The sequence below is a fragment of the Thiorhodococcus mannitoliphagus genome (assembly GCF_010915725.1).
GTDB classification, from domain to species: Bacteria; Pseudomonadota; Gammaproteobacteria; order Chromatiales; family Chromatiaceae; genus Thiorhodococcus; species Thiorhodococcus mannitoliphagus.
On sequence record NZ_JAAIJR010000010.1, the window covers coordinates 18,597 to 42,092 of the forward strand.

The 23,496-nt window shown below is 63.5% G+C and carries 15 protein-coding genes; 7 read left to right on the forward strand and 8 right to left on the reverse strand.

Annotated elements, in window-relative coordinates; translation table 11 throughout:
- Nucleotides 1-43: 43 nt before the first annotated feature.
- Nucleotides 44-1,492, reverse strand: coding sequence for a metallophosphoesterase (locus G3480_RS03980; protein ID WP_164652381.1), 1,449 nt, complete (start codon nt 1,490-1,492; stop codon nt 44-46).
- A gap of 193 nt (nt 1,493-1,685) precedes the next feature.
- Between G3480_RS03980 and G3480_RS03985 the strand changes: the two genes are divergently transcribed.
- Entirely contained in the window at nt 1,686-2,312 is a 627-nt protein-coding gene (locus G3480_RS03985) for a chemotaxis protein CheB (RefSeq protein ID WP_164652382.1), read from the forward strand.
- A gap of 56 nt (nt 2,313-2,368) precedes the next feature.
- Here G3480_RS03985 and G3480_RS03990 read toward each other — a convergent pair whose 3' ends face one another.
- The 5 genes from G3480_RS03990 to G3480_RS04010 form a co-directional block, all read right to left on the reverse strand.
- A complete protein-coding gene (locus G3480_RS03990; protein ID WP_164652383.1) occupies nt 2,369-7,600 on the reverse strand; it encodes a CHASE domain-containing protein in 5,232 nt (1,743 codons plus the stop codon).
- Nucleotides 7,601-8,058: 458 nt separating this feature from the next.
- Nucleotides 8,059-8,313, reverse strand: coding sequence for a BLUF domain-containing protein (locus tag G3480_RS03995; protein WP_164652363.1), 255 nt, complete (start codon nt 8,311-8,313; stop codon nt 8,059-8,061).
- Nucleotides 8,279-8,455 (reverse strand): BLUF domain-containing protein, encoded by a 177-nt coding sequence (locus G3480_RS04000; RefSeq protein ID WP_164652384.1) that lies wholly within the window; start codon nt 8,453-8,455, stop codon nt 8,279-8,281. The genes G3480_RS03995 and G3480_RS04000 overlap by 35 nt, the downstream gene beginning before the upstream one ends.
- Nucleotides 8,456-8,658: 203 nt before the next feature.
- Nucleotides 8,659-11,103, reverse strand: a complete 2,445-nt coding sequence (locus G3480_RS04005) for a methyl-accepting chemotaxis protein (protein ID WP_164652385.1) — start codon at nt 11,101-11,103, stop codon at nt 8,659-8,661.
- A gap of 2 nt (nt 11,104-11,105) precedes the next feature.
- Nucleotides 11,106-11,492 (reverse strand): nickel-dependent hydrogenase large subunit, encoded by a 387-nt coding sequence (locus G3480_RS04010; RefSeq protein WP_164652386.1) that lies wholly within the window; start codon nt 11,490-11,492, stop codon nt 11,106-11,108.
- 142 nt (nt 11,493-11,634) lie between these two features.
- Between G3480_RS04010 and G3480_RS04015 the strand changes: the two genes are divergently transcribed.
- From G3480_RS04015 to G3480_RS04025, 3 genes are all read left to right on the forward strand, one after another.
- Complete coding sequence (locus G3480_RS04015; protein WP_164652387.1) at nt 11,635-11,799, forward strand: hypothetical protein; 165 nt, start codon at nt 11,635-11,637, stop codon at nt 11,797-11,799.
- A 327-nt stretch (nt 11,800-12,126) separates the two neighbouring features.
- Complete coding sequence (locus tag G3480_RS04020; RefSeq protein ID WP_164652388.1) at nt 12,127-13,020, forward strand: transporter substrate-binding domain-containing protein; 894 nt, start codon at nt 12,127-12,129, stop codon at nt 13,018-13,020.
- 15 nt (nt 13,021-13,035) lie between these two features.
- Nucleotides 13,036-15,816, forward strand: coding sequence for a putative bifunctional diguanylate cyclase/phosphodiesterase (locus G3480_RS04025; protein WP_164652389.1), 2,781 nt, complete (start codon nt 13,036-13,038; stop codon nt 15,814-15,816).
- Nucleotides 15,817-16,000: 184 nt separating this feature from the next.
- On the opposite strand, the gene G3480_RS04030 is transcribed toward G3480_RS04025, so the two are convergent.
- Nucleotides 16,001-16,285, reverse strand: coding sequence for a hypothetical protein (locus tag G3480_RS04030; RefSeq protein ID WP_164652390.1), 285 nt, complete (start codon nt 16,283-16,285; stop codon nt 16,001-16,003).
- Between the two features lie 558 nt (nt 16,286-16,843).
- Here G3480_RS04030 and G3480_RS04035 point away from each other — a divergent pair.
- Both G3480_RS04035 and G3480_RS04040 read left to right on the forward strand, forming a co-directional pair.
- Nucleotides 16,844-18,094 (forward strand): FIST signal transduction protein, encoded by a 1,251-nt coding sequence (locus tag G3480_RS04035; protein WP_164652391.1) that lies wholly within the window; start codon nt 16,844-16,846, stop codon nt 18,092-18,094.
- 10 nt (nt 18,095-18,104) lie between these two features.
- On the forward strand, nt 18,105-20,777 hold the full coding sequence (locus G3480_RS04040; RefSeq protein WP_164652392.1) for a putative bifunctional diguanylate cyclase/phosphodiesterase: 2,673 nt from the start codon (nt 18,105-18,107) through the stop codon (nt 20,775-20,777).
- Nucleotides 20,778-21,203: 426 nt separating this feature from the next.
- On the opposite strand, the gene mgtE is transcribed toward G3480_RS04040, so the two are convergent.
- The gene (gene mgtE / locus G3480_RS04045) at nt 21,204-22,859 is read right to left on the reverse strand and encodes a magnesium transporter (RefSeq protein WP_164652393.1); all 1,656 of its coding nucleotides are present in this window, start codon (nt 22,857-22,859) and stop codon (nt 21,204-21,206) included.
- Nucleotides 22,860-23,110: 251 nt separating this feature from the next.
- Between mgtE and G3480_RS04050 the strand changes: the two genes are divergently transcribed.
- On the forward strand, nt 23,111-23,284 hold the full coding sequence (locus G3480_RS04050) for a hypothetical protein (protein ID WP_164652394.1): 174 nt from the start codon (nt 23,111-23,113) through the stop codon (nt 23,282-23,284).
- Nucleotides 23,285-23,496: the final 212 nt, after the last annotated feature.

Here is a 23,496-nt window from a genome sequence, read left to right on the forward strand (position 1 = left end):
ACCGCCCCCCCGCACACATCCAACCCATCTCGTCGGACCAACGTCAGTCCACCGGCGCACAGGGTCCTGCCTTCTCCGCCGGATGATCACTGCCGCAAGTGGCCAACGTCTTGCCGTCGGGATCCAGCAAGCCTCCCGTCCAGCCGGCTTCACCGCGCGGCTGAAGCTCCATGTAGCCGAAGGCGTGGAGACCCAAACCGGCCCAGCCGATCTCGCCGAAGGCAAAGGAGAAGGGCATCCTGTCCTGGCCCGGATCGAGTTCGATCCCGCTATTGCCGATGACGAGTTGATCGGGACCGGCGGGCATGCCGTCGCGCGTGCGCCCGATGGCCTCGAAGGTGTGCATGTGACCCGAGAGAATGAGCTCGAAGGCACCCGCGATGGGGTGTCGCTGATCGGACCTCTGCAAGGTCTGGTTGATGAGCGCAAACCGGCCGGAGGGGTCGGTCTGGTTGGAAGCGGTCGAGGTGTCCGCCGCACGCACCGCCCAGATCGGCCGATGCGTCAACAGCCAGCGCGGGGACTGCTCCGGGGCAGCATCCACGAGGGTTCGGAGCGCCTGGAACTGTCGGTCGAAATGCCCCTGGTGCAGGGAGCCTCGGTCACAGGCATTGGCGGAGTCCATGACGACGATGGAGAGCCCGGCCAGATCCAAGCGATAGGGACGGCCGAAGACCTGAGGTTCGGTGCTCTCCGCGGGCGGGCAGGTGCCTTGACCGGTGGCGACATCCGGCAGGTCGGAGCCGGGATCGAGCAGATAGAACCAGCCCGGCCCCGCGCGGCTGCACAACTCGTGATTGCCTCGGGCGACGATCCAGGGCGCCGCGGCCAGCAACGCCGTCGCGGGCTTGAAGAAATCCAGCCACCAGTTCGTCCATTGGTCCGGTTGGTCGCTGCCGGGGCTGTTCTGGCCAAGGTAGGGGCCCGGCAGCGTGCAACTAATGGCGTCGGTGTTGTCTCCGGCATCGTAGACGTGCTCCTGCTTGCCATTGATCGCGACCTTGCCGGGGGTTCCGCGATAGTTGTAGTCCCCCATGTGCAGCACGATATCCGGATCTGCGCGCGCGGCAGTGTTGGCGATGTCGAGCAGGGGCCAGGCCGAACTCCCTGGCTGACATCCCCCTTGGGATCCAGGGCGACACCCAGAATCGCCGATGACCGCCAGATGCGCTGCCGCGACGGGTGGACCGGGCAGCCGTCGATCACTGCCTTGGACTTGCATCTCTCTGGTCACGACCGCTTCGCAGACCTGGATGTCGAAATGAGCGGGGTCCGGATTCGTGCGGGCTTGTGTGGCAATGGCCGCTCCGCCGCCGCTTGCGGGTACCAGCCTTGGACACGCCGACGCGGCCCCTTGCAGAATCACCCGTGCGATGGTGACCTGACCGCCGTGGCTGGTGGGTGCCAGAATGCTGTAGGCGGACAGGACCTCGCCGGACGTCGGATCACACCGCGCCGCCGGCGCGCCGAGGACGGCGAAACACGAGAACATGGAAAACATGGTAAGAAGAGGGACATTCGATCGCATCGGAGGCTCCGTGTGGTGAATGCCGCAGGACTGCGACGGTGTGTGTCGAGTGAGTGCGTTGGGCGCCTTGTCACCAATCCCTCAGACGCCTTGAATAGGCGCTGCGATCATGGCGAATCGAGCGTCAATTGAACCCATCTGAAACAGAGGATCGCCCATGGACGCCAAGCCTGCCACGACCGATTTCCCGATCGTCTGTGTCGGCGGCTCGGCCGGTGGTCTCGATGCCTATACCCGGTTGCTGCGCCATTTGCCGAATGACATGGGAGTGGCAATCGTCATCGTGAATCACCTGAGAACCGTCGCGACCCATCTCCACGAGATTCTCCCCGCTCATACCAAGATGCCGGTGGAGTTGATCACGGAACGTTTGCTCATCCGGCCGAACCAGGTGTTCATCATCCCGGCGCAGCGTGACCTTCACGTCTTCAATGGCGAGTTCCGGTTGAAGCCGATCTCAAAGCCGAGGGGATGGCCGGACGTGATCACCGTCTTTCTGCGTTCACTTACCCAGCATTGGGACGGCAAGCTGATCGCGGTCATCGTCTCCGGCTACGATGGCGATGGCGCCGAGGCGCTGTGTGGGATCAAAGCGGGCGGCGGAATCACCATCGCGCAGGCACCCGACACCGCTGGGCAGCCAGACATGCCGGAGAGCGCCATCGCAAGCGGCTGTATCGACTTCATCCTGTCGCCGGAAGCGATCGCGCAAAAAATCGCCAGCATTGCCCGAGGAGATGATCAGGGCCCTGGTTCAATCGCCGCCGAGGCGCTGCAGCCGTGATCGGAGCGCGTCGATCTCATCGAGCAGATCCAGCACAAGCGCCGTGCTGGTCGCGATCAGGGTCCCTCCGAGGGCGGTCGCTCGAGCTGCAAGACAGCCAGCGCGGCTTCGAAATCAAAGGCTTCAAGACGCTCCATGAGTGTGCCAAACCCTTCACCGAGGATTCCCCTGAGCAAGGGGGCATTGGTCTCGCACAGCTGCTGGGCCGCCGTGTCCGCCTCCGCGACCAGCGTGGTGAGTTCACTCAGGATCGCCGCGGCTGTCGACGGGTCGCTCGGCGCCTCGACCGGCTCGGTCAAGGGCCTCGCCTGGGTCGGCTGTAACGCGGCAGAGAGCACCTCAAGCATCTGCTCCATCTCCTCGATCAATGGCGTGACCAAGGCTGGATCGGGAACTTCCGCCTGACGCAGAATTTCATCAAGACGTGTGGCTGCCTGCTCCATTGCCGTGATGCCGAGGTTGCCCGCCACGCCCTTGAGGCTGTGCGCAAGCCGACGCACCGACTCCTGCTCACCGGCCTGGAGGTGGGCCGAGATCGCGGCTGGCTGCTCCCGATAGCTGCTGATGAAGCGTCGCAGCAAGGCAAGATACTTGTCCGCATTCCCGTTGAGCGCGGCGAGTCCGCGAGACAGATTGAGGTCAGAAAGGCCAGCCAATCGGTCTAGCTCGGACGCGGCCGAGTCCGGCGGCGCGGTCGCGGTCTCCGAGACGGCATCGCGCATCTCGGCGAGAGATTCCAGGGACGTGCCCGACGTCCGCGGCAGCCAGTGAAGCAGCGCCGCATAGAGCGCCTGCGGCTCCACCGGCTTGGGGATGAAGTCGTTCATACCCGCTTGCAGACAGGCCCGACGATCCTCGTCGAAGGCATTGGCCGTCAGGGCGAGAATTGGCAACTGTTCGCGCCCCGGCAAGGCGCGGATCGCGCGCGTCGCCTCCAGCCCATCGAGCACAGGCATCTGTACGTCCATCAGAACCAGGTCATAGCGCTTGGAACCCACCCGCTCCAGCGCCTCGCGACCATCGCCGGCGGTCTCGGTACTCAGGTTGACGGCTTTGAGAATCTCGACCGCGACCTCCTGGTTGATCGGGTTGTCTTCCACCAGGAGGATGCGCGCGCCGCTGTAGCTGCTTGCGATCTCGGCGGCCACCTCGCGGGAGGGCGTCGCGCGCGATTCCGGATGCACGGCCGCCCCCGGCCGCAGGCGTGCGGTGAACCAGAAGCAGCTGCCCTTGCCGGGCTCGCTCAGGGCGCCAGCGTCACCGCCCATCAGACAAGCCAAACGGCCCGTGATCGCGAGTCCCAGTCCGGTTCCGCCATACTTGCGCGAGACGGATTCATCGGCTTGCTCGAAGGCCTCGAACAAGCGCGCCAGCATTGAGGGCTCGATGCCGATTCCGCTGTCCTCAACCTCGAAGCGCACGAGCAGCTGCCCATCGTCTTCGTGCTCCAAGAACGCTCGGAGGACAATCCGGCCGCGCTCAGTGAACTTGACGGCATTGGCGGCGAGATTGAGCAGGCACTGACGCAAGCGCATCAGATCGCCGCGCAGCCACCGAGGGAGACCACGTTCTTCGACATCCACCCGCAGCCCCTTGGCGGCTGCCGACTCCGCGATCAGGAAGCGGGTGTGCTCCAGGATCTCCGGCAGCGCGAAATCACGCGCTTCGACCTGCATCCGCCCGGCCTCGATCTTGGACAGATCGAGGATGTCGTTGATCACGCCCAAGAGGTGATGGGCCGATGCATCGATCTTACCCAGGCGCTCCTGCTGCGCCTCGGTCAGTGGCGACTGCTGGAGCAGATGCGTCAGCCCGATGATGGCATTCATGGGCGTGCGGATCTCATGACTCATGTTCGCCAGGAAGCGGCTCTTGGCCTGGCTGGCGGCTTCCGCCTCTTCCTTGGCGGCCGCGAGCTGGATCTCGGCGCGGCGGCGGCCGTAGATCCGCCAGAGGTCGTTGCCGATGGCCTGGAGTTCTCGCACATCGGATTCGTCGTAATCCCTGGACTTGTTGCCGACCCCAAGCAGGGCGCGTACCTGCCCGTTGTCGATCACGGGAACCCCCAGGTGGCGAACGAACTCGATCTGGCCTTGAGGTTGACCCCGTCGGCCGTTCAACCGCTGACAATCGTTGTGGATGACGGGACGTGCGAGACGTACGGCATCGGCCCAAGCACCGGCCTCGCTGATGGGAGCCTGCGGTTGAGGGTCGGCGCCGCAACGGGCCGGCGTCCCGCTCGACCAGGTCATCAACCGGATGGTCTCCTGCTCATCGTCGAGGAAATACAGAGAGCCGACCTCGCTCGCGGTCAGGCGTACCGCCGCGTCGATCCCTTGCCGCAGCAGATCGTGCTCGTCCAGTGTGTTGGCCGACTGGCTGATCTCGAACATGGCCCTGAATCGCTCGTCGGTGCGCGACAAGACGGCGTTGGCTCGCTCCAGCTCGCGCGTGCGCTCGCCGACCAGCTGTTCCAAGTCCTGCTGGTGGCGCTCCAGCTCGGCCTCCGCCCGCTTGCGGGCGGTGATGTCCTGATGCAAACAGAACAGATAGCGCTGTCCCATCGCTTCCACGCAGTTCACGCTCACCTCGACGTCGTACTCAGTCCCGTCCTTACGGCGGTGACGTGTCTCGACGATGCGGTGTGCTACATCGGTACGCCGGAAGTCCTCCTCCATGCGCGCGCGCGGGATGCCGACGTCCCAGTCCCAGACATGCAGCCCCATCAGCTCGTCCAGCGCATAGCCCAACATGGCGGCAAAGGCCGGATTGGCCTCAACCATGGATGCGTCCGGGCGGAATACCGCGATGCCGTCTCTTGACTGCTCGAAAAGGATGCGACGTCGTTGTGCCTCATCCCGCAGTGCTTGCTGGGTCCACAGCCGTTCGACCGACTCGGCTACGGTCATCAGTGCCTCTTTCACACGCGACATCTCCGAGCGATGACGGGTGTCGGCGAGCAGTAAGATGCCGGCTGTGTCGAGTCCTAGCTGCAGCGGCACACTGATGCAGGTGACGACGCCCAGCGCAGACAAAGGTGCCGGAATGGATCGGGGCTGCGGTTTGCCGTTTTGCTTCCCGGACGACTGGACGCCGATGTCCGCCGATTCGATCTCGCTCGCCACCACGGGTGCCAGCCGACTCAGGACAACTTCGGGCAGTCCGACGCTGCTCAGAAAGGTCATGTCGTCGTGGTCCGGATCCAGGCGCGCAATGGCGGCGATGGGAAATGCCAGCCGGGTCGCCAGCAGCGGCGGCAGCGCCTGATGGAAGCCATCCAAGGTGTTGCAGGTGCTGGCGAGCTGCATGACGGCGTTCACCGTCTCGCGCGCCCGTTCGCGATCGACCCGTGCGCTGATGTCGCCGTAGGTGACGACGACCCCGCCGCTCGGGGGCGGCAGGGCCGCCGCGATGACCTCAAGCCAGGTGACCTCCGTATCGGCCCGCACGAAGCCGATCTCCCCGCTGTGCGGCCCGCCGCCTTCCCGGAGCGCGCGCACGCTGGGGAATTCCTCGGACGGCATGGGCGTACCGTCGCGTCGCAGCACCTGCCAAACAGCGTCATCCAGCGTGTGGCTCAGATGCGACTCGCGCGGAAGACCCAGCAGGCGCTCGGCGGCCGGGTTGGTCTCGAGGATTTGCCCCTGAGCGTCGGACACCGTGATTCCGAGCGGAAAGTGCTCGAACAGGACGCGATACTTGGCGAGGGCGAGGTCGCGCGCCTGTTCGATACGCCGGGACTCGGTGATGTCGATGTTGAGGCCGAAGATGCCCAGCACGCGCTCCCCTTGGCGGATCGGGGCAACGATATTCCGGAAGAACCGCGTTTCACCCTCCCGCACATAAGAAACCTCTTCGTCCACCACCTCTTCCGCCATGACACGCGCGTTGGTGTCCAGCCAGAGGCGCAGCACCTCCTCGGAGATGGCATGGTCCTGCGGGCGCTTGCCGAGCAGGCTGCCCCAATGCCGCACCAGCACCGCGTTCTCCATGAAGCAGTACCCATCAAGGTCGCGCGCCCAGAATTCGAAGGGGACGTTGTCGATCACGGCCTGCAGCTCGGCCGTGCGCTCATCCACTTTGCGCTCGAGCCTGGTGTTGAGTTCGCGGATCTCGTCTTCGATGCGCCGGCGTTCAGTGATCTCCGACTCCAAGGCTTGAGTGCGCTCGGCGATCCGCTGCTCCAGCACGGCATTCATCTGCTGGACTTCATCCTCCGCTCGCAGCCTGGCGGACAGTTCTTGCCTGAGCCGAATGGCGCGCTCGCTTGATCTGCCCAGCGCCCGCAGCAGACCGGTCAGGAGCAGGCTGATGAGGCTGCCGCTGATGGCCACCAGCAGCACGGGAAAGGCCATGATGGTCGAGGGCGCATTGGCCATGGGCGCAACCTGGAGCGTCCAGCGCTGCCCATTGAAGTCCACGGGCAGCTCGATCGCTTGATCCGACGTCTCTTCCAGGCCGTCAACGCCACTGGGGTATGCATACAAGAGGCTCTCAGCACCGATTTGGGCACCCTCGTAGACCGTGAACTGAACCTGAAGGGGGGCAGGTCGATCCCAGTCGTTCAGAATGCCCCGCATGAAATCGGGCATCCGATAGGTGCTGTAGATCCAGCCCCTGAGAGCCGACTGGCGCTCCGCCACGTCGGCGATTGGCGGACCGACCCGATAGACGGGGACGAACATCAGAAGATTGGCCGCTGGCGCGTCCGTCTTGGTCTCCCGATCCAAGAGGACATTGCTGGCAAGCGCGACGATGTCCTGATCGCGCGCTTGCTCCATGGCGACCCGGCATCGCGGGTTGGTGAGCAGGTCATAGCCGAACCTGCCCTGGCTGCTGGCGGAGACGGGCGCCTGATCGACAATCGCGGAATACAGCGTCCGCCGCCCCGGTGGCCAGACCCGATAATCTGGGAAGCCCTCGGCGCGGAACGCCTGCTGATGCGCATCGAGCTGGTCCGGCTGGATGCGCAGGGCGAAGCCAGCTTCTTGGATGGCGAGGAAATCCTTGTGCGCCTTGCTCTGCGCGATGAAGGTCTGCCACTCCTGCTGCGTCACCTCCGATGAAGCGGCAAAGAAGGCGGCGGCAGCGCGGAGAAAAAGTGCGTGTGCATGGAGCCGCTGGTGAAGCTCATGGACGAGGTCATGACCAATGAGCAGCAGTGCTCGGTCGCGTTCGGCTTCCTCGTCGGAGCGCACATGGAGGGTCGCGAGCAGGGTCAGGAGCAGCCCCATCCCCAGTGCGATCCAGCTGAGCCAAGGGGAAGGCCGCGCGTTCATGCTTGCCATGGGTGGTTCCCTATGCAAGAACGTCTCTGTTTGACAGCGTACGCAATAAGCACTGCAGATCCGTTGACGACCAAGGCTTTTCTAGGCGACCTGTCAAAGCGGCTCATATCACCCTATCAAGGATAGGGTTACACAGACATTGGCATATTCGAGCAAACAAGTGGGCGTGGTCAAGCCAAGGGGGCAGGTCACCTCAACACCTATCGGTTTCCCGAAATCAACCGGAACAGCCGCTCCAAGCCTGCGTAGCCAGGCCATCCTGGCCTGGTTTGCCAGGGCTGGAAGCCCTGGCTACATAAAACCGATAGGTGGTGAGGGCAGGTCACAAGGCCAACGCACTCGGTCAAGACAAGCAAGGGGGCAGGTTTCAAGCACCAGCAACGCAAGCAGTGGGGACGGGGCTTGAAATCTACTATCTGCTCCCAATCCGGCGCTTGGAAGCTAGAGGACGTCCCCTGTCAGGCCCTGATTACCCCCTCTGAAAAACCGTCCCTCGCATAGGCGGTGAGATAGACGTAGCAGGTTCGCGGATCCTCGGCCAGATCGAGGAAACTCAAGCGGCGGCCCGGCCAAGACGTGTAATCCGACTCGTTCGGACCGGGTGTCAGATCGCGCACCAGCATGCCCCAATCCAGGAAGACGCGCCGTCGCGCCGGACCCTCGATGACGATGCGCATGTCACGGCGACGCGGTTCGCTCCTGACCTTGTCCATCAGAAGCGGTCACGACCTCCCGCTGGCCTTCGAGCATCTGCATGAATAGGCCGTCCTGGTAAAGCAGGCAGCCGGTGCGGCCGGTCGAGCGATTGTAGCTAACGAATTGTGTTCGAAGGACGTCGAGCGCCGCCCCTGTCATCGGCGGCGTAGAGCCGAATACCCCGCTCGCGCAACTCGTCGACGACCTCTTGCAGGACGGCGTCCGCCGTCGGGACGAGGAGCGCCACCAGGACGAGGCCCAGGGTGACGGCAGTCAGCCTGCGAAAGACGATGGATAGGGTCGCCTTGATAGGGCTCGCCTCCGGCTTCGCGAGCGCGGGACGCTTGCGGTGCCTGCTCCCATCAGTCGGATGACAGCTGTGTTGGTCGGCGTGCGACCAAGGCCGTTTCGCGCTGCGCCGGTGAGCCGCGGCTCAGCTCGAACACCGCCACGGTGCGGCTGAGGGTCTCGGCCTGATCTTCCAGGCTTTCTGCCGCCGCGGCGGCCTGCTCAACCAGTGCGGCGTTGCGCTGGGTCATCTCATCCATCTGGGCGATTGCCTGGGTCACTTGTCCGATGCCCTGGCCCTGGTCACGGCTTGCGGTCGCGATCTCGGTCACCAGCTGCACCACCTGCTGGAAGGAGCCGACGATGGATGCCATGGTCTTGCCGGTGTCGTCGACGACCTTGGCACCGCTCTCGACCTGGGCCACTGAACCGTCGATCAAGCCCTTGATCTCCTTGGCGGCCTGGGCGCTGCGCTGGGCCAGACTCCGGACCTCCGAGGCGACCACCGCAAAGCCGCGCCCTTGCTCACCAGCGCGCGCGGCCTCGACGGCCGCGTTCAGCGCCAGGATATTGGTCTGGAAGGCAATGCCCTCGATCACCTCGATGATGTCGACGACCTGCCTGCTCGATGCCTGAATCCCGTGCATGGTTTCAGTCAGTTGCTTGACCAGCGTGTTGCCCGCCTCGGCCTGATAGTTAGCCATGTTCGCCAGGTCGCTGGCGCTACAGGCACTGACGGTGTTCTGCTGGGCGGCGGTATTGATCTGCTCCATGGAGCTGGTCGTCTGCTCCAGGCTGCTGGCTTGTGATTCGGTGCGCTCGGACAGATCCGCATTGCCTGCGGCGATTTCCGCAGCCGCGGTGCCAATGGCGTCCGTTGCTTTCAGAATCCTGCCGACCAGGTCACGCAGTTGATCGACGGAGGCATTGGTGTCCTCCTTCAGCTGACCGAAGGTCCCTTGATAGTCGTCCTCGACGCGTTGACTCAGGTCGCCGCGCGCGAGTGCGTTGAGTACGCTGGAGGTGGTCTCCAGCGCGCCCTCTGTGTTGTCGAGCAGGGTGTTGATGTCACGGCCCAGCGCGGCGATGAAGCCCTGTTTGTCGGTGAGGTCGATACGTGCATCGAGCACCCCCACGGCTGCGCTCTGCACGATGGTGCCAACCTCCTTCTCGACACGGACCTCGCCAGTGCGATCGCGCCACTCTTCGACCACGCCGAGACGCTCGCCTTGGGCGTTGAGCACCGGGCTTGCGGTCACCACTAGATGGTGATCGCCGAGGGCGAGTGCCGTCTCCTCGGGCGCCGCGAGCTGGTCCAGGAGGGCCGCCCGCTGCTGGGGATCGGCATGCAGGGCCTCCATGGCCGTGCCTTCCGGACGGTCCGCGCTGAAGGCTGGGATGCGCTGGCGCACCGCGCCTTCGACGTTCTTCAAGATGCGCTGCGCGGCTGGGTTGCTGTAGATCACAGCGCGGTTGGGCTCCGCGATCATGACCCCGGTACTGACGTTGTCCAGGGCGATGCGGATGCGCAGGTTCTCCTCCGCGACGCGGCGATCGGCCTCGATGCGGGCGCGCAGTTGATCCTGCATGCGCTTCATGTTGGCCAGCAGGCTGGTGTCGTCGCCGGCACGCAGCGCGATGGCGTTGTTCAGGTCTCCCTCGGCGATCGCCCGGGTGATGGCGACGGCCGCGGCCGGCTCGCCGCCCAAACGGCGGATCAGGGAACGAAAGATCCAGACCAGGATCAGCACGGTCGGGACCAGCACGCCGATGATGGCCGCCGCCATGCTGAGCAGGGTCTCATCGCGCTGCTGGGCGAAGGGCTGGGTATCCAGACGCACGCGCAGATAGCCGCCGTCTTCACCGACACGCCAGTGGGTATGACAGACGACGCACTCCCCCTCGACCGCTAGGGCGTAGTAGAAATCCCGGTAGCCAGGACCCGTCAGCGTCGCGCTGCGTGAATCGGATGCGAACTTCAGCCCTTCGTCCATGACGAAGTGGCAATCGGCGCAGGACTGGCCGCTGCCCTGGTACTCGGCGACGTGCTTTTTCGCCGTCGGTGTGTCGATGACGTCGCGCAGGGTCCAATCGGCACGCTGGAAGCGGCCCTTGGTCTCGCCATAGCGCGGCTCGTTGATGTTGTTGGTCAGTTGACCCTCGGCCTGCACGAAGGGCAGGCCCAAGCTGGTTAGCCCGGAGCGATAGACCATCTGCTTGAAGCGCGCGTAGAGGGCGACATCCATGACCCCGTCGAGTTCGGCGAAGTCGTCGATGGCGCGCTGAAAGCTCTGTCGCTGTCCCTTGTTGATCGACTCATGGGTGTTCTTGACCAAGGTCGCCAGCAGGTGATCCCCGGTCTGTTCGACCCGCGCCTCGGACTGCGCGTTGAGATAGAGCCAGGCAAGCGTGAGCGCAATGGTTGCGACCAGCGCTACACCCAGACCCATCGCGATCAAGGTCCGCGCCAGGATCGATTCGCGCCCCCCACCACCGTTTTTCTTTGAGCCCCTGGACATGCCTATGCCTCGAATTCGTTCATGATGGAGCGGCGGTCGCCATAGGCATGCAGCATGATCTGGCGCGGGAAGCGCTCGCCGGCGCAACCGACGCAGCGGCCGACGATGAGATTGCGCAGGCGCTGGCCGTTGGCGTTTGGCTTGAGCCCCATCGCATTTTCGAGCGCGAGCGAGGCGGCCTCCGCATGGGCGTAGGGGCAGACCCCGCAGACACGTTGGGTCACCTGCTGGGCGACCCGCGCATCGTGACCGATCAGGGCCTTCTCGATGCCGCGGAACATGTCCGCCGTGCAGTGTGCGTCGGTGACGACTTGGTCTTCAAGGCGGATGACGAAGCGGAGATGACCCTCAATACGGGTCATGGGATCGACGACGATACTGGCAGTCATGAGCGTCCGCGAAAAGGATTGTTTTCTGTGAGCCTGACTATAAGCAGGCGAGCAGTCAGCTCATGTGATGAGTTTCTCGGATCGGCCCCGAAAATGAGCGACGGAACCTGTGGTTGACGAAGATCACCGTGAGGGAAACCCTGTGCCAGAGAACATTGACTACTCCCTGGTGGCCTTGGCCCGTGGGATCCCAGAACAGCCGGAACTGCTCGTCGGCTATCTTGACGATGCCACGCACGATCTCGATCTCGACGATGATGAGCTATCGGAACTCTGGGCGCGCGCCACATCGGGCGATTGGGATTAGGACCTGATATTGACGCGCATTCGGCACAACCGTAGGTCGGTTTTTTGTCGCGGACCTTGAGACGGCGCGCACAGCAACGATCTCCTACAATAGTTAGCATTGGCTCGCGATTCTGCGTCCGACCCTCAGATTCGCCCGCATTCGGCGCGCACCTCCCCCCTTTGCGAGCCGCATGGTGCTTGGGCTGATCCGACCTTCGTCGAGCCTCGTCCCTCGGTCCAACCGACGCCAGGTATCGGTTGTGGCCACAGCCGTTTTTCGGTGTTCCCTTGCAGATCTGAGACAACAGCGCCGTCAGCGCTGCTGCAATCAAAAGGAGGTTTGAACATGACTCGGTATCGCCTGCTCTCGCTCCCAATGCTCCTGGTCTGCTGGGTTCTTGCGAGCCCGATTGCATCCGCCGCCGATCTGCCCGAGATCCAGGCTCGCGGCGAGCTGCGCCACTTGGGTATTCGCTACGCCAACTTCGTCACTGGCACCGGCGATGGCTTCGACGTCGAGTTGATCCAGGGCTTTGCCGGCTACCTCGGCGTCGCCTACAGGCTGGTCTACAGCGATTTCTATTCGGTGATCCGCGACCTGCTCGGCAAGAATGTGGTGCGCTCAGGCGACAGGGTCACCCTTGAAGGCGACTACCCGGTCAAGGGCGACATGATCGCAACCGGTTTCACCGTCCTACCCTGGCGCGAGCAGGTCCTGCTCTATTCCGAGCCAACCTTCCCCTCGCAGGTCATGCTGATCGCCCGCGCCGACTCGCCGATTCAGCCCATCAAAGGCAGCGACGACCTCCTCAAAGACATCCAAGAGACCAAGGAACTCATCGGCAAGCGCAGTCTGCTGGTCATGGAGAAGACCTGTCTCGACCCCGCCAACTATGGCCTGAAGGGCCGAGGGATCGAGCTGCGCGCCTATACCAAGAGCACCAACATCAACGAGATGGTGCCGGCCTTGCTCCACCTGGATGCGGATCTATCGCTCCTGGACGTCCCGGACCTCATGCTTGACATGCAGAAGTGGTCCGGCACCTTCAAGGTCATCGGCCCGATCTCCGAAGAGCAGGCCCTGGCAGCCGCCTTCCCCAAGGATGCGCCCCAGTTGCGTGATGCCTTCAACGTCTATTTGCAGCAGATCAAGACGGATGGCACCTACGACAGGCTGGTGAACAAGTACTATCCCGGTGTGAAGCGCTACTTCCCGGCGTTCTTCGCTGAACAGGACTGAAGCGGAGGGGAGACGATGGTGTTATTCAGAACAACACCTCTACGCTGGCTGCTGCTCCTCGTCGCCGTCGTCTTCTCCTTCTATCTGCTGCTGCTCCTGACCAACGTCTATCACTCCCAGAGACAGTTGCGTGCCGCCGCCGAGGCACGCCTGCTCGCAGAGTCCCAACAGACCGCAACGCTGATAGGGGACTTGCTGGCGGATCAGGAAAGCTTCGTGATCGACCTCGCCAAGATCCACGAGATCGGGACATTTCTCGTGAACAACGCCCTTGGCATGTCGATGCGCTACGGTCTGAGCACCAACCTCGCCGCGATCGAAGAGCGCTTTCGCAGCAAACTTACTCAGAAGCGCTTGCTCGGCGCTGACATCTATGAGCGCATCCTCTATGTCGACGAGGCACAAGCCACACTCGTCGACACCGACCCGGATGCAGCCCTCGATCCGCAAATCCGCAGCAGCGATCAGGAGCCGCACCTCATGATCGACGAAGCCCACGGCAAGATTATCGCGAGCGCCCCTGTTCGCTATCGGGACAAGCCTGGCGGGTTCGTCATCACGGTCTCCAGTCTCGATCTACTCTCTCGCTATCTGACATCGTCCAGAGTCGATCTGGGCTTCCGACAGTTTCTTGTCGCTGGCTCGGGACAGTCACTGACGGATGCCAGCCGAACCCTGCTCGATGCGACACAAACTCGGCATCTCGCGGCTCTCCCTCCCAGGAGGCTCATCCACGTCAGCGAGCTGCCCAGTCTCGCGACAGCCCCGCTGGCCAAGGATTACGATCTGGTGCTGCGCATGCCGGTGGCGCACAGCGACCTGTCTGTCATCACCGTGCTGCCCGCCTCACTGCTCTATGGGCACATCACGTCGCGCGGATTCCTCTTCTTCGCGAGCAGCGTTCCCCTGATCCTGCTCTTCGCGGCGCTCTGGCTCGGGCGCATGCGTCAGCGTGCCCAACGCCTTGAGGCCGATGTGCTGGAGTCGAACCGCAACCGTGCCGAGCTGCAAGACCGCAACGACGCCTTGACCGCCGAGATCTTCCGACGCAAGACCTTGGAGCATCAGTTACGCGAAAGCGAGGAACGCTATCGCACCTACATCGAGCACGCCCCAGAAGGCATTTTCGTCTCCGACAATCTCGGCCGCCTCGTGGACGTCAACCCCTCAGCCTGCGTCATGGTTGGCTACACGCGCGCCGAACTCTTGACGATGGCGGTGACCGACCTGTCACCCCCGGACATGGTCCGCACACATGCTGACGCACTCGAGCAGGTGCTGGCCAATGGAAGACACGAGCTGGAGATTGGTCTGCGTCGCAAGGATGGCACCGACATTGTCGGCAGCCTGCGCGCGATCACCTTGCCCGACGACCTCGTGATGGGCTTTTGTGTCGACATCACCGAGCGCAAGCGCGCCGAAGAGCAGATTCATAGCCTGGCCTATTTCGACCCCCTGACCGGGTTGCCGAACCGCCGTCTGCTCCACGACCGCCTGCGTCAATTGATGGCCGGCAGCGACCGCAATCGTGAGTACGGTGCCGTGATGATGCTGGATCTGGATCGCTTCAAGGATCTCAACGACACCCAAGGACATGACATCGGGGATCGCCTGTTGGCCGAGGTGGCACTGCGCCTCGTCGCAAGCGTGAGGCGAGAGGACACCGTCGCACGCCTGGGCGGGGACGAGTATGTCATCATCGCCGGCGAACTTGGCACAGAGGAATCGGCAGCCGCGCTGCAGGCCGAGCACATCGCCGAGAAGGTTCACCGTGCGCTCGACCAGCCCTACGCCCTGGCGGAAGGACGGCCTGCCCATCACAGCTCGGTCAGTATTGGCGTGGCCCTTTTCTGCGGTCGAGATCTCGGCGTCGAACTGCTCCTCAAGCAGGCGGATGTGGCCCTCTACCAGGCCAAGAATGCGGGACGCAACACCATCCGCTTTTTCAATCCGGAGATGCAGGCGGCCATCGACGCCCGTGCAACGCTGGAGACCGCCTTGCGACGGGCCATCGAACACGAGGAGCTGCGCCTCTACTTCCAGCCGCAGGTGGATCAAGACGGACGCGTGATCGGGGCTGAGGCGCTGCTGCGCTGGTTGCCACCTGGCTCCGCGCCAGTCTCCCCGGCGCGCTTCATCCCTCTGGCCGAAGAGACTGGACTCATTATCCCGATCGGCATCTGGGTGCTCGAGCATGCCTGCGAGCAGCTGCGCGCCTGGCAGGCAAATCCTCAGACAGGGGATCTGGTGCTCTCGATCAATGTGAGCGCCCGTCAGTTTCACCAACCGGACTTCGTTGACCTCGTGCGCGACACGATCGCTGCGTCCCGCGTCGACGCAAGGGGCTTGAAGCTTGAGCTGACCGAGAGTCTGGTGCTCGACCGCGTCGACCAGGTCATCGGCCGCATGCAAACGCTCAAGGCGCTCGGACTCGGCTTCTCCCTAGATGATTTCGGGACCGGCTACTCGTCACTGTCCTATCTCAAGCGCTTGCCGCTCGATCAGGTCAAGATCGACCAGTCCTTTGTGCGCGACCTCGCGCATGATCAGAACGATGCTGCCATCGTCAAAGCCGTGCTGGCGATGAGTCAGTCGCTCGGATTAGATGCCGTTGCTGAAGGTGTCGAAACGGAGGACCAGCGGGCCTTTCTAGTCAAACATGGCTGTCAGCAGTTTCAGGGCTTTCTTTTCGGTAAACCCGTGCCTATCGAAGATTTTCCAGCACCTGAGAGATTGCAGCCGGCCCCAGGGGTTGTGCTAGAGTTTCCTGAGTTTGGCCGGAATAAGCACGCCTAAGAAGCTGTCTGGAATCTCGTAGGCGTGACTTAAATCGCACTCGATACCTATGCTGGTGGGCGACTGAAGTCGCCCCGTTCATCAATGCCGGCTCTTCTTCCGAATCGGTCAACCGATCACAGAGCACAGCCCCCCGACGCTCTGAATTCTGTGAAGCGCCGACCAGCTTAACCCCTCGGAAATCCTATAGCCAACGCCAGAGCTTCACAGAATTCGGACCTTCACATAAACGCGGCCAGCCGAAGGCGGTCCGCTTCCACTGCGCTTCGGCAAGAGCATTCAGCGCATCGAGCGGGCGCTGCAGCAGAATGAGGACTCCTCTCTGAAGAACGTCGGCAAGCTCGAGACCGCGCAGCAGATGGCCAACCATGAGCGCGCGCGGACCACTGGCCTCTACGATCGGCGCAACGAACAGATCAATTTGGATGAGGTGGAGCGGATCATTATAGCCATCCTGGGTGATATCCATACAAGCCCTTTCGGTTGTGGTACGGAAATACAAGGCTCAAATCAAAGGGTCAGTCCGAGCATCACGTCCGATGGCTATATTTGCAGCGCTGATCGTCTGCAATGTGACAGATGACCAATACATCGAATCCTTGAAAGACTAAATTCCGGAGGCAAACTCTGGATCATCTTGTGGCTGGCAGGTCTTCGGCGTTGCCAAGAAATAGATGACTGTCGAGACCACTAAAGCTGTTAGGACACCTGGCCCCTAAGATGACGAATCCTTGTCTGATCCCATGGTATGCGTCGTTTGTGTATTGGTTGGGCCTCGCCCGAACTCACAAGCGCCGCCGCTGACGCAGTTCGGCCTTGATCATCGTCTCGCCCAAGACCGATAAAAGCACTCAACTAAAGCAATTGTTACCCGAAAAATCAGAGTCTTACTTGAACGACCGAGGTTGCATCACGGCAGGTGGACCGAACGATGATCAAGGCCCGCAGTTCAACTTGGCGAGGCCATCGCCACGAGGCGCCTCCACCCCGCCGTGAATGGCGGGGTGGAGGCGCAAGGAGATTTAGGATGCACGCAACGCTTGCTTCTGCTCTGGCGTCTTCCCCTGTGGCGGTCAGTCAGGTCCGCCAGGCCGATGCCTTCACCGCCGCGCGGGAGGCAGCTCGCCAGGCGCGGGATCAACTTCCGGCGGACGCGGAACTCGGATGGTTGTTGACCTTCGCCGGAGGCCAGCACGATCCCGCCGCGCTCCTCGCGGGTTTTCGGGCCGAACTGGGCGACCTGCCGGTGGTGGGCGGATGTGGCACGGGGGTCATCACGGCGGCGGCGGCCAGCGGCACGGGTTATGAATGCGGCGTCCTGCTGTTCCCCGCGTCACTGACGCCGACCGCCATCCTGAGCGCGACGGGTCTGGATCAGGATGAAGTCGCGGTGGGCCGACGGCTCGGCGCCGAACTGTGCGCCCTCGATCTGCCGGCGGCATCCACCGTCCTGCTGTTTTACGACTCGGTCAAGAGTGCCCCACCGCCGGTTCTGCACCTCGGCAGCCGCCTGCTGGATGGACTCTATGAAGGCTTGGCCGACGCGCATCCACAGGTGATTGGCGCGGGGATGCTGACCGATTTCGACCTATCGAGCGGCTATGTGTTCGATGGCCGAGAAGTCCGTCGACACGCAGCGGTTGCCGTGGTTCTGCCACCGGGGTTGGTGGGGCGGGTGGCGATCATGCACGGCTGTCTGCCGGCCAGTCCTTTTCTGGAAATCACCCGCATTGAGGGCGCCCGGGTGTTAGAACTGGACGGTCGCCCGGCACTGTCGGTCGTCGAAGAGCGCCTGGGCGTCTCGCGCGAAGACCTGCTGGCCCGCCACCCCTTGCCAGCCTTGACCCTGGGCGAGAAGCACGGCGACCCTTTTGCCCCCTTCAACGATGGTCAGTACGTCAATCGGCTGGTGATCGCCGTGGATCCGGCCGATGACGCCTTGGTCCTGTTCGAGGCCGATTTTCAGGTCGGCTCCAAGATCCAACTGATGGCCTACGAACCCTGGCGCATGATCGACTCCGCCCGGGAGCAGACGCTGTCCCTGCTGGCCAGTCTTGAGCAACGACCGCCCTTGTTCGGTCTCTATATCGACTGCGCTGGCCGTTCCATGGCCTTCAGCGGTATGGACGAAGACGAAACCGCACCGGTCCGCCAGGAGGTGGGGGCTCTCTGCCCCTTGCTGGGGTTTTATTCCGGCGTGGAGATCGCCCCCTTCATGGGGCGGGCGCGACCTTTGGATTGGACCGGTGTCCTGGCACTCTTCACCCTGACCACCTGACCTTGCCGTCATGGATGAGCGGCTGAACGAACTCGACTACTACCGCAGCCAGTGCGACGAGCTCGGCGGCCGGGTGTTGCGCTTGCAGGAGGACGTCACCCAGGCGCGTCGCGAGGCGCAGCGCCATCGCACCCTGGCCATGATCGTGCAGGAACTCTATACCTTTGCCCATGACGCAGAGTGCCTCGACTCGCCCTCAGGGACCTTGGAAGACGCATTCTTGATGTTGATGGTGGAGCGGCTGCAGGTGGATTGCGCGGCACTCCTGCGCTGGCAGCCAGATTCCTCCGGGTTTCGGGTGGAGTTCGGTCTAGGCGTGGCCTCTGGCCTCTGGTTACCCGCTCCGCCCCCCGCGGAGGCTGGCGGGACCACTGAACTCCCCGCGACGACCTTGAGCGCCGCCGGTCTGGCAACTGGCTTGTGGGTCGTGGCCCCGCCTTCATCCTTGAGCCTGCTCTTGGGCCATCGTCAGCTGCGCACGCCTCAGCGAAAACGGCTCGAAGACGGGAATCGCCCCATCGCCGAGACCGCGCTCAAGGTCTACAACGGTCTGCTGGAACAACACCAGGCCGCCCTGGCGTTGCGGGCCTCGGAAGCCAATTACCGCACCCTGTTCGAGGGTGCCCAGGACGCTATCCTGGTACTGGATAGCAGGGATCGCAGCCTGCTGGATGCCAACCAGCGGGCACTCGAACTCTTGGCCTGTCCGCTCGATGAATTGCGTCGCCAAGCGCCCAGCGCCTGGTTGGTTCCCGCCGATCTGGCGCGCTGGAAAAGCGTCTGGGAAGCCGCGCTCGCCGGACATCCGCAGCGGGTTGAGACCCGCATCCGTCCCGCGTCTGGTCGTCTCCTCTGGACCGAGATCAACGTCAAGCGGATTGACACGGATCGGCGCCTGCTGTTGGCGGTCGTGCGGGATATCTCGGCGCGAAAGCAGTCCGAGGAGGCTCTGAAACGGGTCCAGGAACGTCTGGATCTGGCCCTTGAGGGGGCCGAGGTCGGGCTCTACGATGTCAACCTGGAAACCGGTGAACTGGTCGTGGATGAACGCTATCTGCGCATGGTGGGCGGCGATCCGCAGCTGATTGCGACGACTCTGGAAGACTGGTTGAAGCGCATTCACCCGGATGATCGCCCCACCGTGCAGCGCCTGCGTGACGAAGCCCTGACGGGGCACCGGCAGAAAATCGAACTGGAATACCGGGTCCGTCATCAGTCCGGTGCCTGGATCTGGATACTGGATCGCGGCAAGGGATTCGACTGGGACGAAGCGGGCCGCCCGCGCCGCGCCGCAGGCACCTGTGTCGACATCACCGCGCGCAAGACCAATGAGGCGTCCATCCATCGCCTGGCGTTCTATGATTCGCTCACCGACCTGCCCAATCGGCGACTATTTCTCGATCGTCTGAGCAATGCGCATGCCGCCGCGCGACGCGGGGGGTATCACGGCGCGGTGCTCTTCCTGGACCTAGATCATTTCAAGCAAGTCAATGACGCCCGCGGTCATGAAGCCGGCGATCACCTGCTCCAGGAGGTGGCGGCGCGGCTGACTCCGCTCCTGCGGACCGAAGACACGGTGGCGCGGTTCGGGGGCGACGAGTTCGTGATCCTACTGGTCAATTTGACCCGTTCGGCGCAAGAAGCGCCCGCTTTTGCCCGCAGCGTGGCGGAGAAGGTGCGCCAGGCCCTGGCCTCCCCCTTTCAATTGCAGGAGGGCGAATTCGTGCTGGGTGCCAGCATTGGCGTCACGCTCTTTTGTGGGACCGAGCGCAGCGTTCACGACATCCTCCGAGAGGCGGATACCGCCCTTTATCAGGCGAAGGCGAGCGGGCGCAACAGCGTGCATTTCTTCGAGTCATCGATGCAGGTCGCCGTGGAGGCACGCTTCGACCTGGAGGGCGAATTGCGTCATGCCGTGGACCGCGAGCAACTGCGCCTCTTCCTCCAGCCCCAGGTCGACGCGGCCGGCCACATCGTCGGCGCCGAGGCGCTGCTGCGCTGGCAACATCCCTCGAAAGGGCTGATCTCGCCGGCTGTCTTCATCCCCTTGGCGGAGGAAACCGGTCTGATCGTGCCGGTCGGCCAGTGGGTGTTGAACCAAGCTTGTCAGATCCTGGCGGGGATTGCCGGGCGTGGTCAGTCGTTGCGGATATCGGTCAACGTCAGTCCCCGGCAGTTTCGTCAGGCGGACTTCGTGGCCAGCGTGCGGGAGGTGCTCGCCCGCACCGGGGTTGCTCCGGCCTGCCTCGTCCTGGAAATCACCGAAGGCCTGGTGATCGAGGATCTCCAGCACACCATTGACAAGATGCATGAACTCAAGGCCTGCGGGGTGCGCCTGTCGCTCGACGATTTCGGCACCGGCTATTCCTCCTTGACCTATCTCAAACGCATGCCCATCGACGAGCTGAAGATCGACCGCAGTTTCGTGCGCGATGCTCCCGTCAATGACAACGACGCTGCCCTGGTCGAGGTCATGCTGTCGGTGAGCCGACATTTTCATCTAGAGGTCGTTGCGGAAGGCGTGGAAACACTCGATCAGTTGAATTTCCTCAAGGCACATGGCTGCCGCTGTTTTCAGGGCTACCTCCTCGGAAGGCCCATGCCGGCGGAAACCTTTCTCTCCCTGATGGATGACGGGTCTGATCAGGGCAGGCTTAGCGACCTGCAAACATCCGGCGCCTGACTTGCAAACATGGGGTAGAAGAAGCGGTCGTGTCCTGTAATCGTGGAATTCTGCGTCGCCCGGTCGTAGTCCTCCGGCGCGAACTGGATCGCGACCGTCACTCATGGACCCTGAGGTGTGGAATTGACGCCATCTGCACCGCCGGGATTCCTATGAGCAAAATCGCTATGAGCAAAATCGGGAAAGCGGTCTTCTGAGTCGGCGCGAATCCTGATGGTATGGCTGGTTGCAACCTTTGCTCCGAGTGACCTATTGCCCGACATCGAAGGTCCGGACGCTCTCCTGCCAGGCATCGGCCCGTGCCTAAGGGGGCGCTCACTCTCCCGAGGCGAGGGTGCAGCGGGTAGAGCCGCGGGCGGGAGGCGGGGGCGGTTGAGGGATAGCGACCGGCGATGGGCGCTCATGCCTCGCCGGCCCAAATTCGGATCAGAGCAGGATCAAGGTGGCCAGACCCAGGAAGGCGAAAAAGCCGACGATGTCGGTGACCGTGGTCAGCACCACGCTGCCGGCCAGGGCGGGGTCGATGCCGAGCCGGCGCATGAGCAGCGGAATGGCGACCCCGGCGACGGCCGCGCAGAGCAGGTTGAGCAGGATCGCCACGGCAATGATGCCGCCGATGGCCCAGTTGCCGAACCAGAGGATGGCCAGTGCGGCGACCACCAACGCCCAGAGCAGGCCGTTCAAGAGCCCGATTCCGGCCTCCTTGAGCAGCAGGATGCGGGTGTTGCCGCCGGCGAGCTGGCCGGTCGCCAGCCCGCGGATGACGAGGGTGAGCGTCTGGCTGCCGGCGATGCCTCCCATGCTGGCGACGATCGGCATGAGTACCGCGAGCGCCACCACCTGCTGGAGGGTGCCTTCGAAGAGGCCGATGACCCAGGCGGCAAGGAAGGCGGTGATGAGATTGATGCCGAGCCAGACCGCGCGCCGCCGGCTGCTGGCCAGCACCGGGGCGAACATGTCCGTCTCCTCGTCCAGACCCGCCATGCCCATCATGGCGTGTGCGGCCTGCTCGCGGATGACATCGACCACGTCATCGATGGTGATGCGCCCCAGCAGACGGCCGTCCGCATCGACCACTGGGGCCGAGCTGAGATCCTGCTCTTCAAAGCGGCGCGCCACCGCGTCGCTCGGCTGGTCCGCAAGCACCGGCTCGAAGTCGGTCTCCATCAGGTCCGAGACCATCGTTTCGGGTCGCGCGGTCAGCACACGGCGCGTCCGCAGGATGCCCTGATAGTGATGCTTGCGGTCGATGACGAAGAACTTATCCGTGTTCGACGGCAGGTCTTCGCGCAGCCGCAGATAGCGCAGCAGGGTGCCGATCTTGATGTTGGCGCGCACCGCGATCTGGTCCATGTTCATGAGGCCACCGGCGCTGTCCTCGGGATAGGACAGCATCGACTGCAGCCGCTCGCGCTCGCGACGGTCCATGGCCTCCAGGATCTGGCGGCCGGTGGCCACCGGCAGATCCTGGATGAGGTCGACCAGGTCATCGGCCTCGAGCCCGCGCGCGGCCTCGACCAGATGCTCCAGGTCCATCTCCGTAGCGAGGCGCCGGCGCACCTCCTGGTGCAGGTGGCGCAGAACCTTGCTGGTGCGTTCGCCCTCCACCATGTCCCACGCGGCGGCCCGCTCGGTCGCCGGCAGCGACTCCAGCAGCCCGGCGATGCGCGCCGGATGGAGCTTGCTGAACAGACGTGAGATCCGCTTGAGCTTGCCCTGATCCAGCGCATCCAGGACCAGATGCAACTGGGTTTCCGGCGCGTCGTCGATCGGGGAGTCCGCCGTGGACAGGGCGCTGTCGGAGGGTGGCGCGTCGACCTCGAGGTCGCGGGCAAGCTGCGCCCGCATCGCAGCGGAGAGATGCGCCAGCACCTTCGGCTCGGTGCGCGCATCGACCTGATGCCAGGCGGCGATCCGCTGCTGTGGTGTCAGCGTCTCCAGTAGGCTCGCGACCTTCGCGGGATGCATCGCCTTGAGGAGGCGGCGGGCACGCTTGCCCTGATCGTGCGCGATCATCGCGCGCAGGTGAGCGATGTCAGTCGCGGTCAGGTCGGGTTGGTCCTGCTGTGGGTGTCCGGTCAAGGGCCTCTTCCAATTCGGATTATGGTTGACTTCGCCAGCCTCACGGAATGGCTGGCGGGCGCCTTACCACTGCCGTCGGATCGCGTGACTTGAGTGGGCGGTGCAATTCAATGCAAAGCGCTTTGGTGCCTTTGGCCCATCCGAGGGGTGAAAAGCCCCGATTGACCGTCTTTGGCCGTAAGCGCTGTGCGAGCCTCACTGACGTCTGAGCGCTCTACCTCGGCGCCCTCGTCGGCGGGCTGCAGACCCGGTTGGCCAATCGCGACATCATGCCCCAGTCTGCGGCCCTGCGCAGCGGCGAACTGCTGCTCGTCCTCGAACTCGATCATCGCGACATCGGACGGGTCGAGGATCGGATCAAGGCGCGCCATCCAGAGGTCGCGGTGCTGGGTACCGATGCCGCCGGGACCACGCCCTTTCCCTGAGGCCATTCAAATGATGCTAATCCATCAGCACCGGATGTGCCCGCGCCGCAGGGCGTCCAACGCCCCAGAGCCCGCGACGTCCGCCCACCGACCACCGACCACCGACCGCCGACCACTTCAGGAGCCGCACTGATGACCGCGAGGCTCGGAACATTCCCGGAAAAGTCATCTCGCAGCGGACAGGATTGACCTTCGGGGCCAGGAATGAGGTG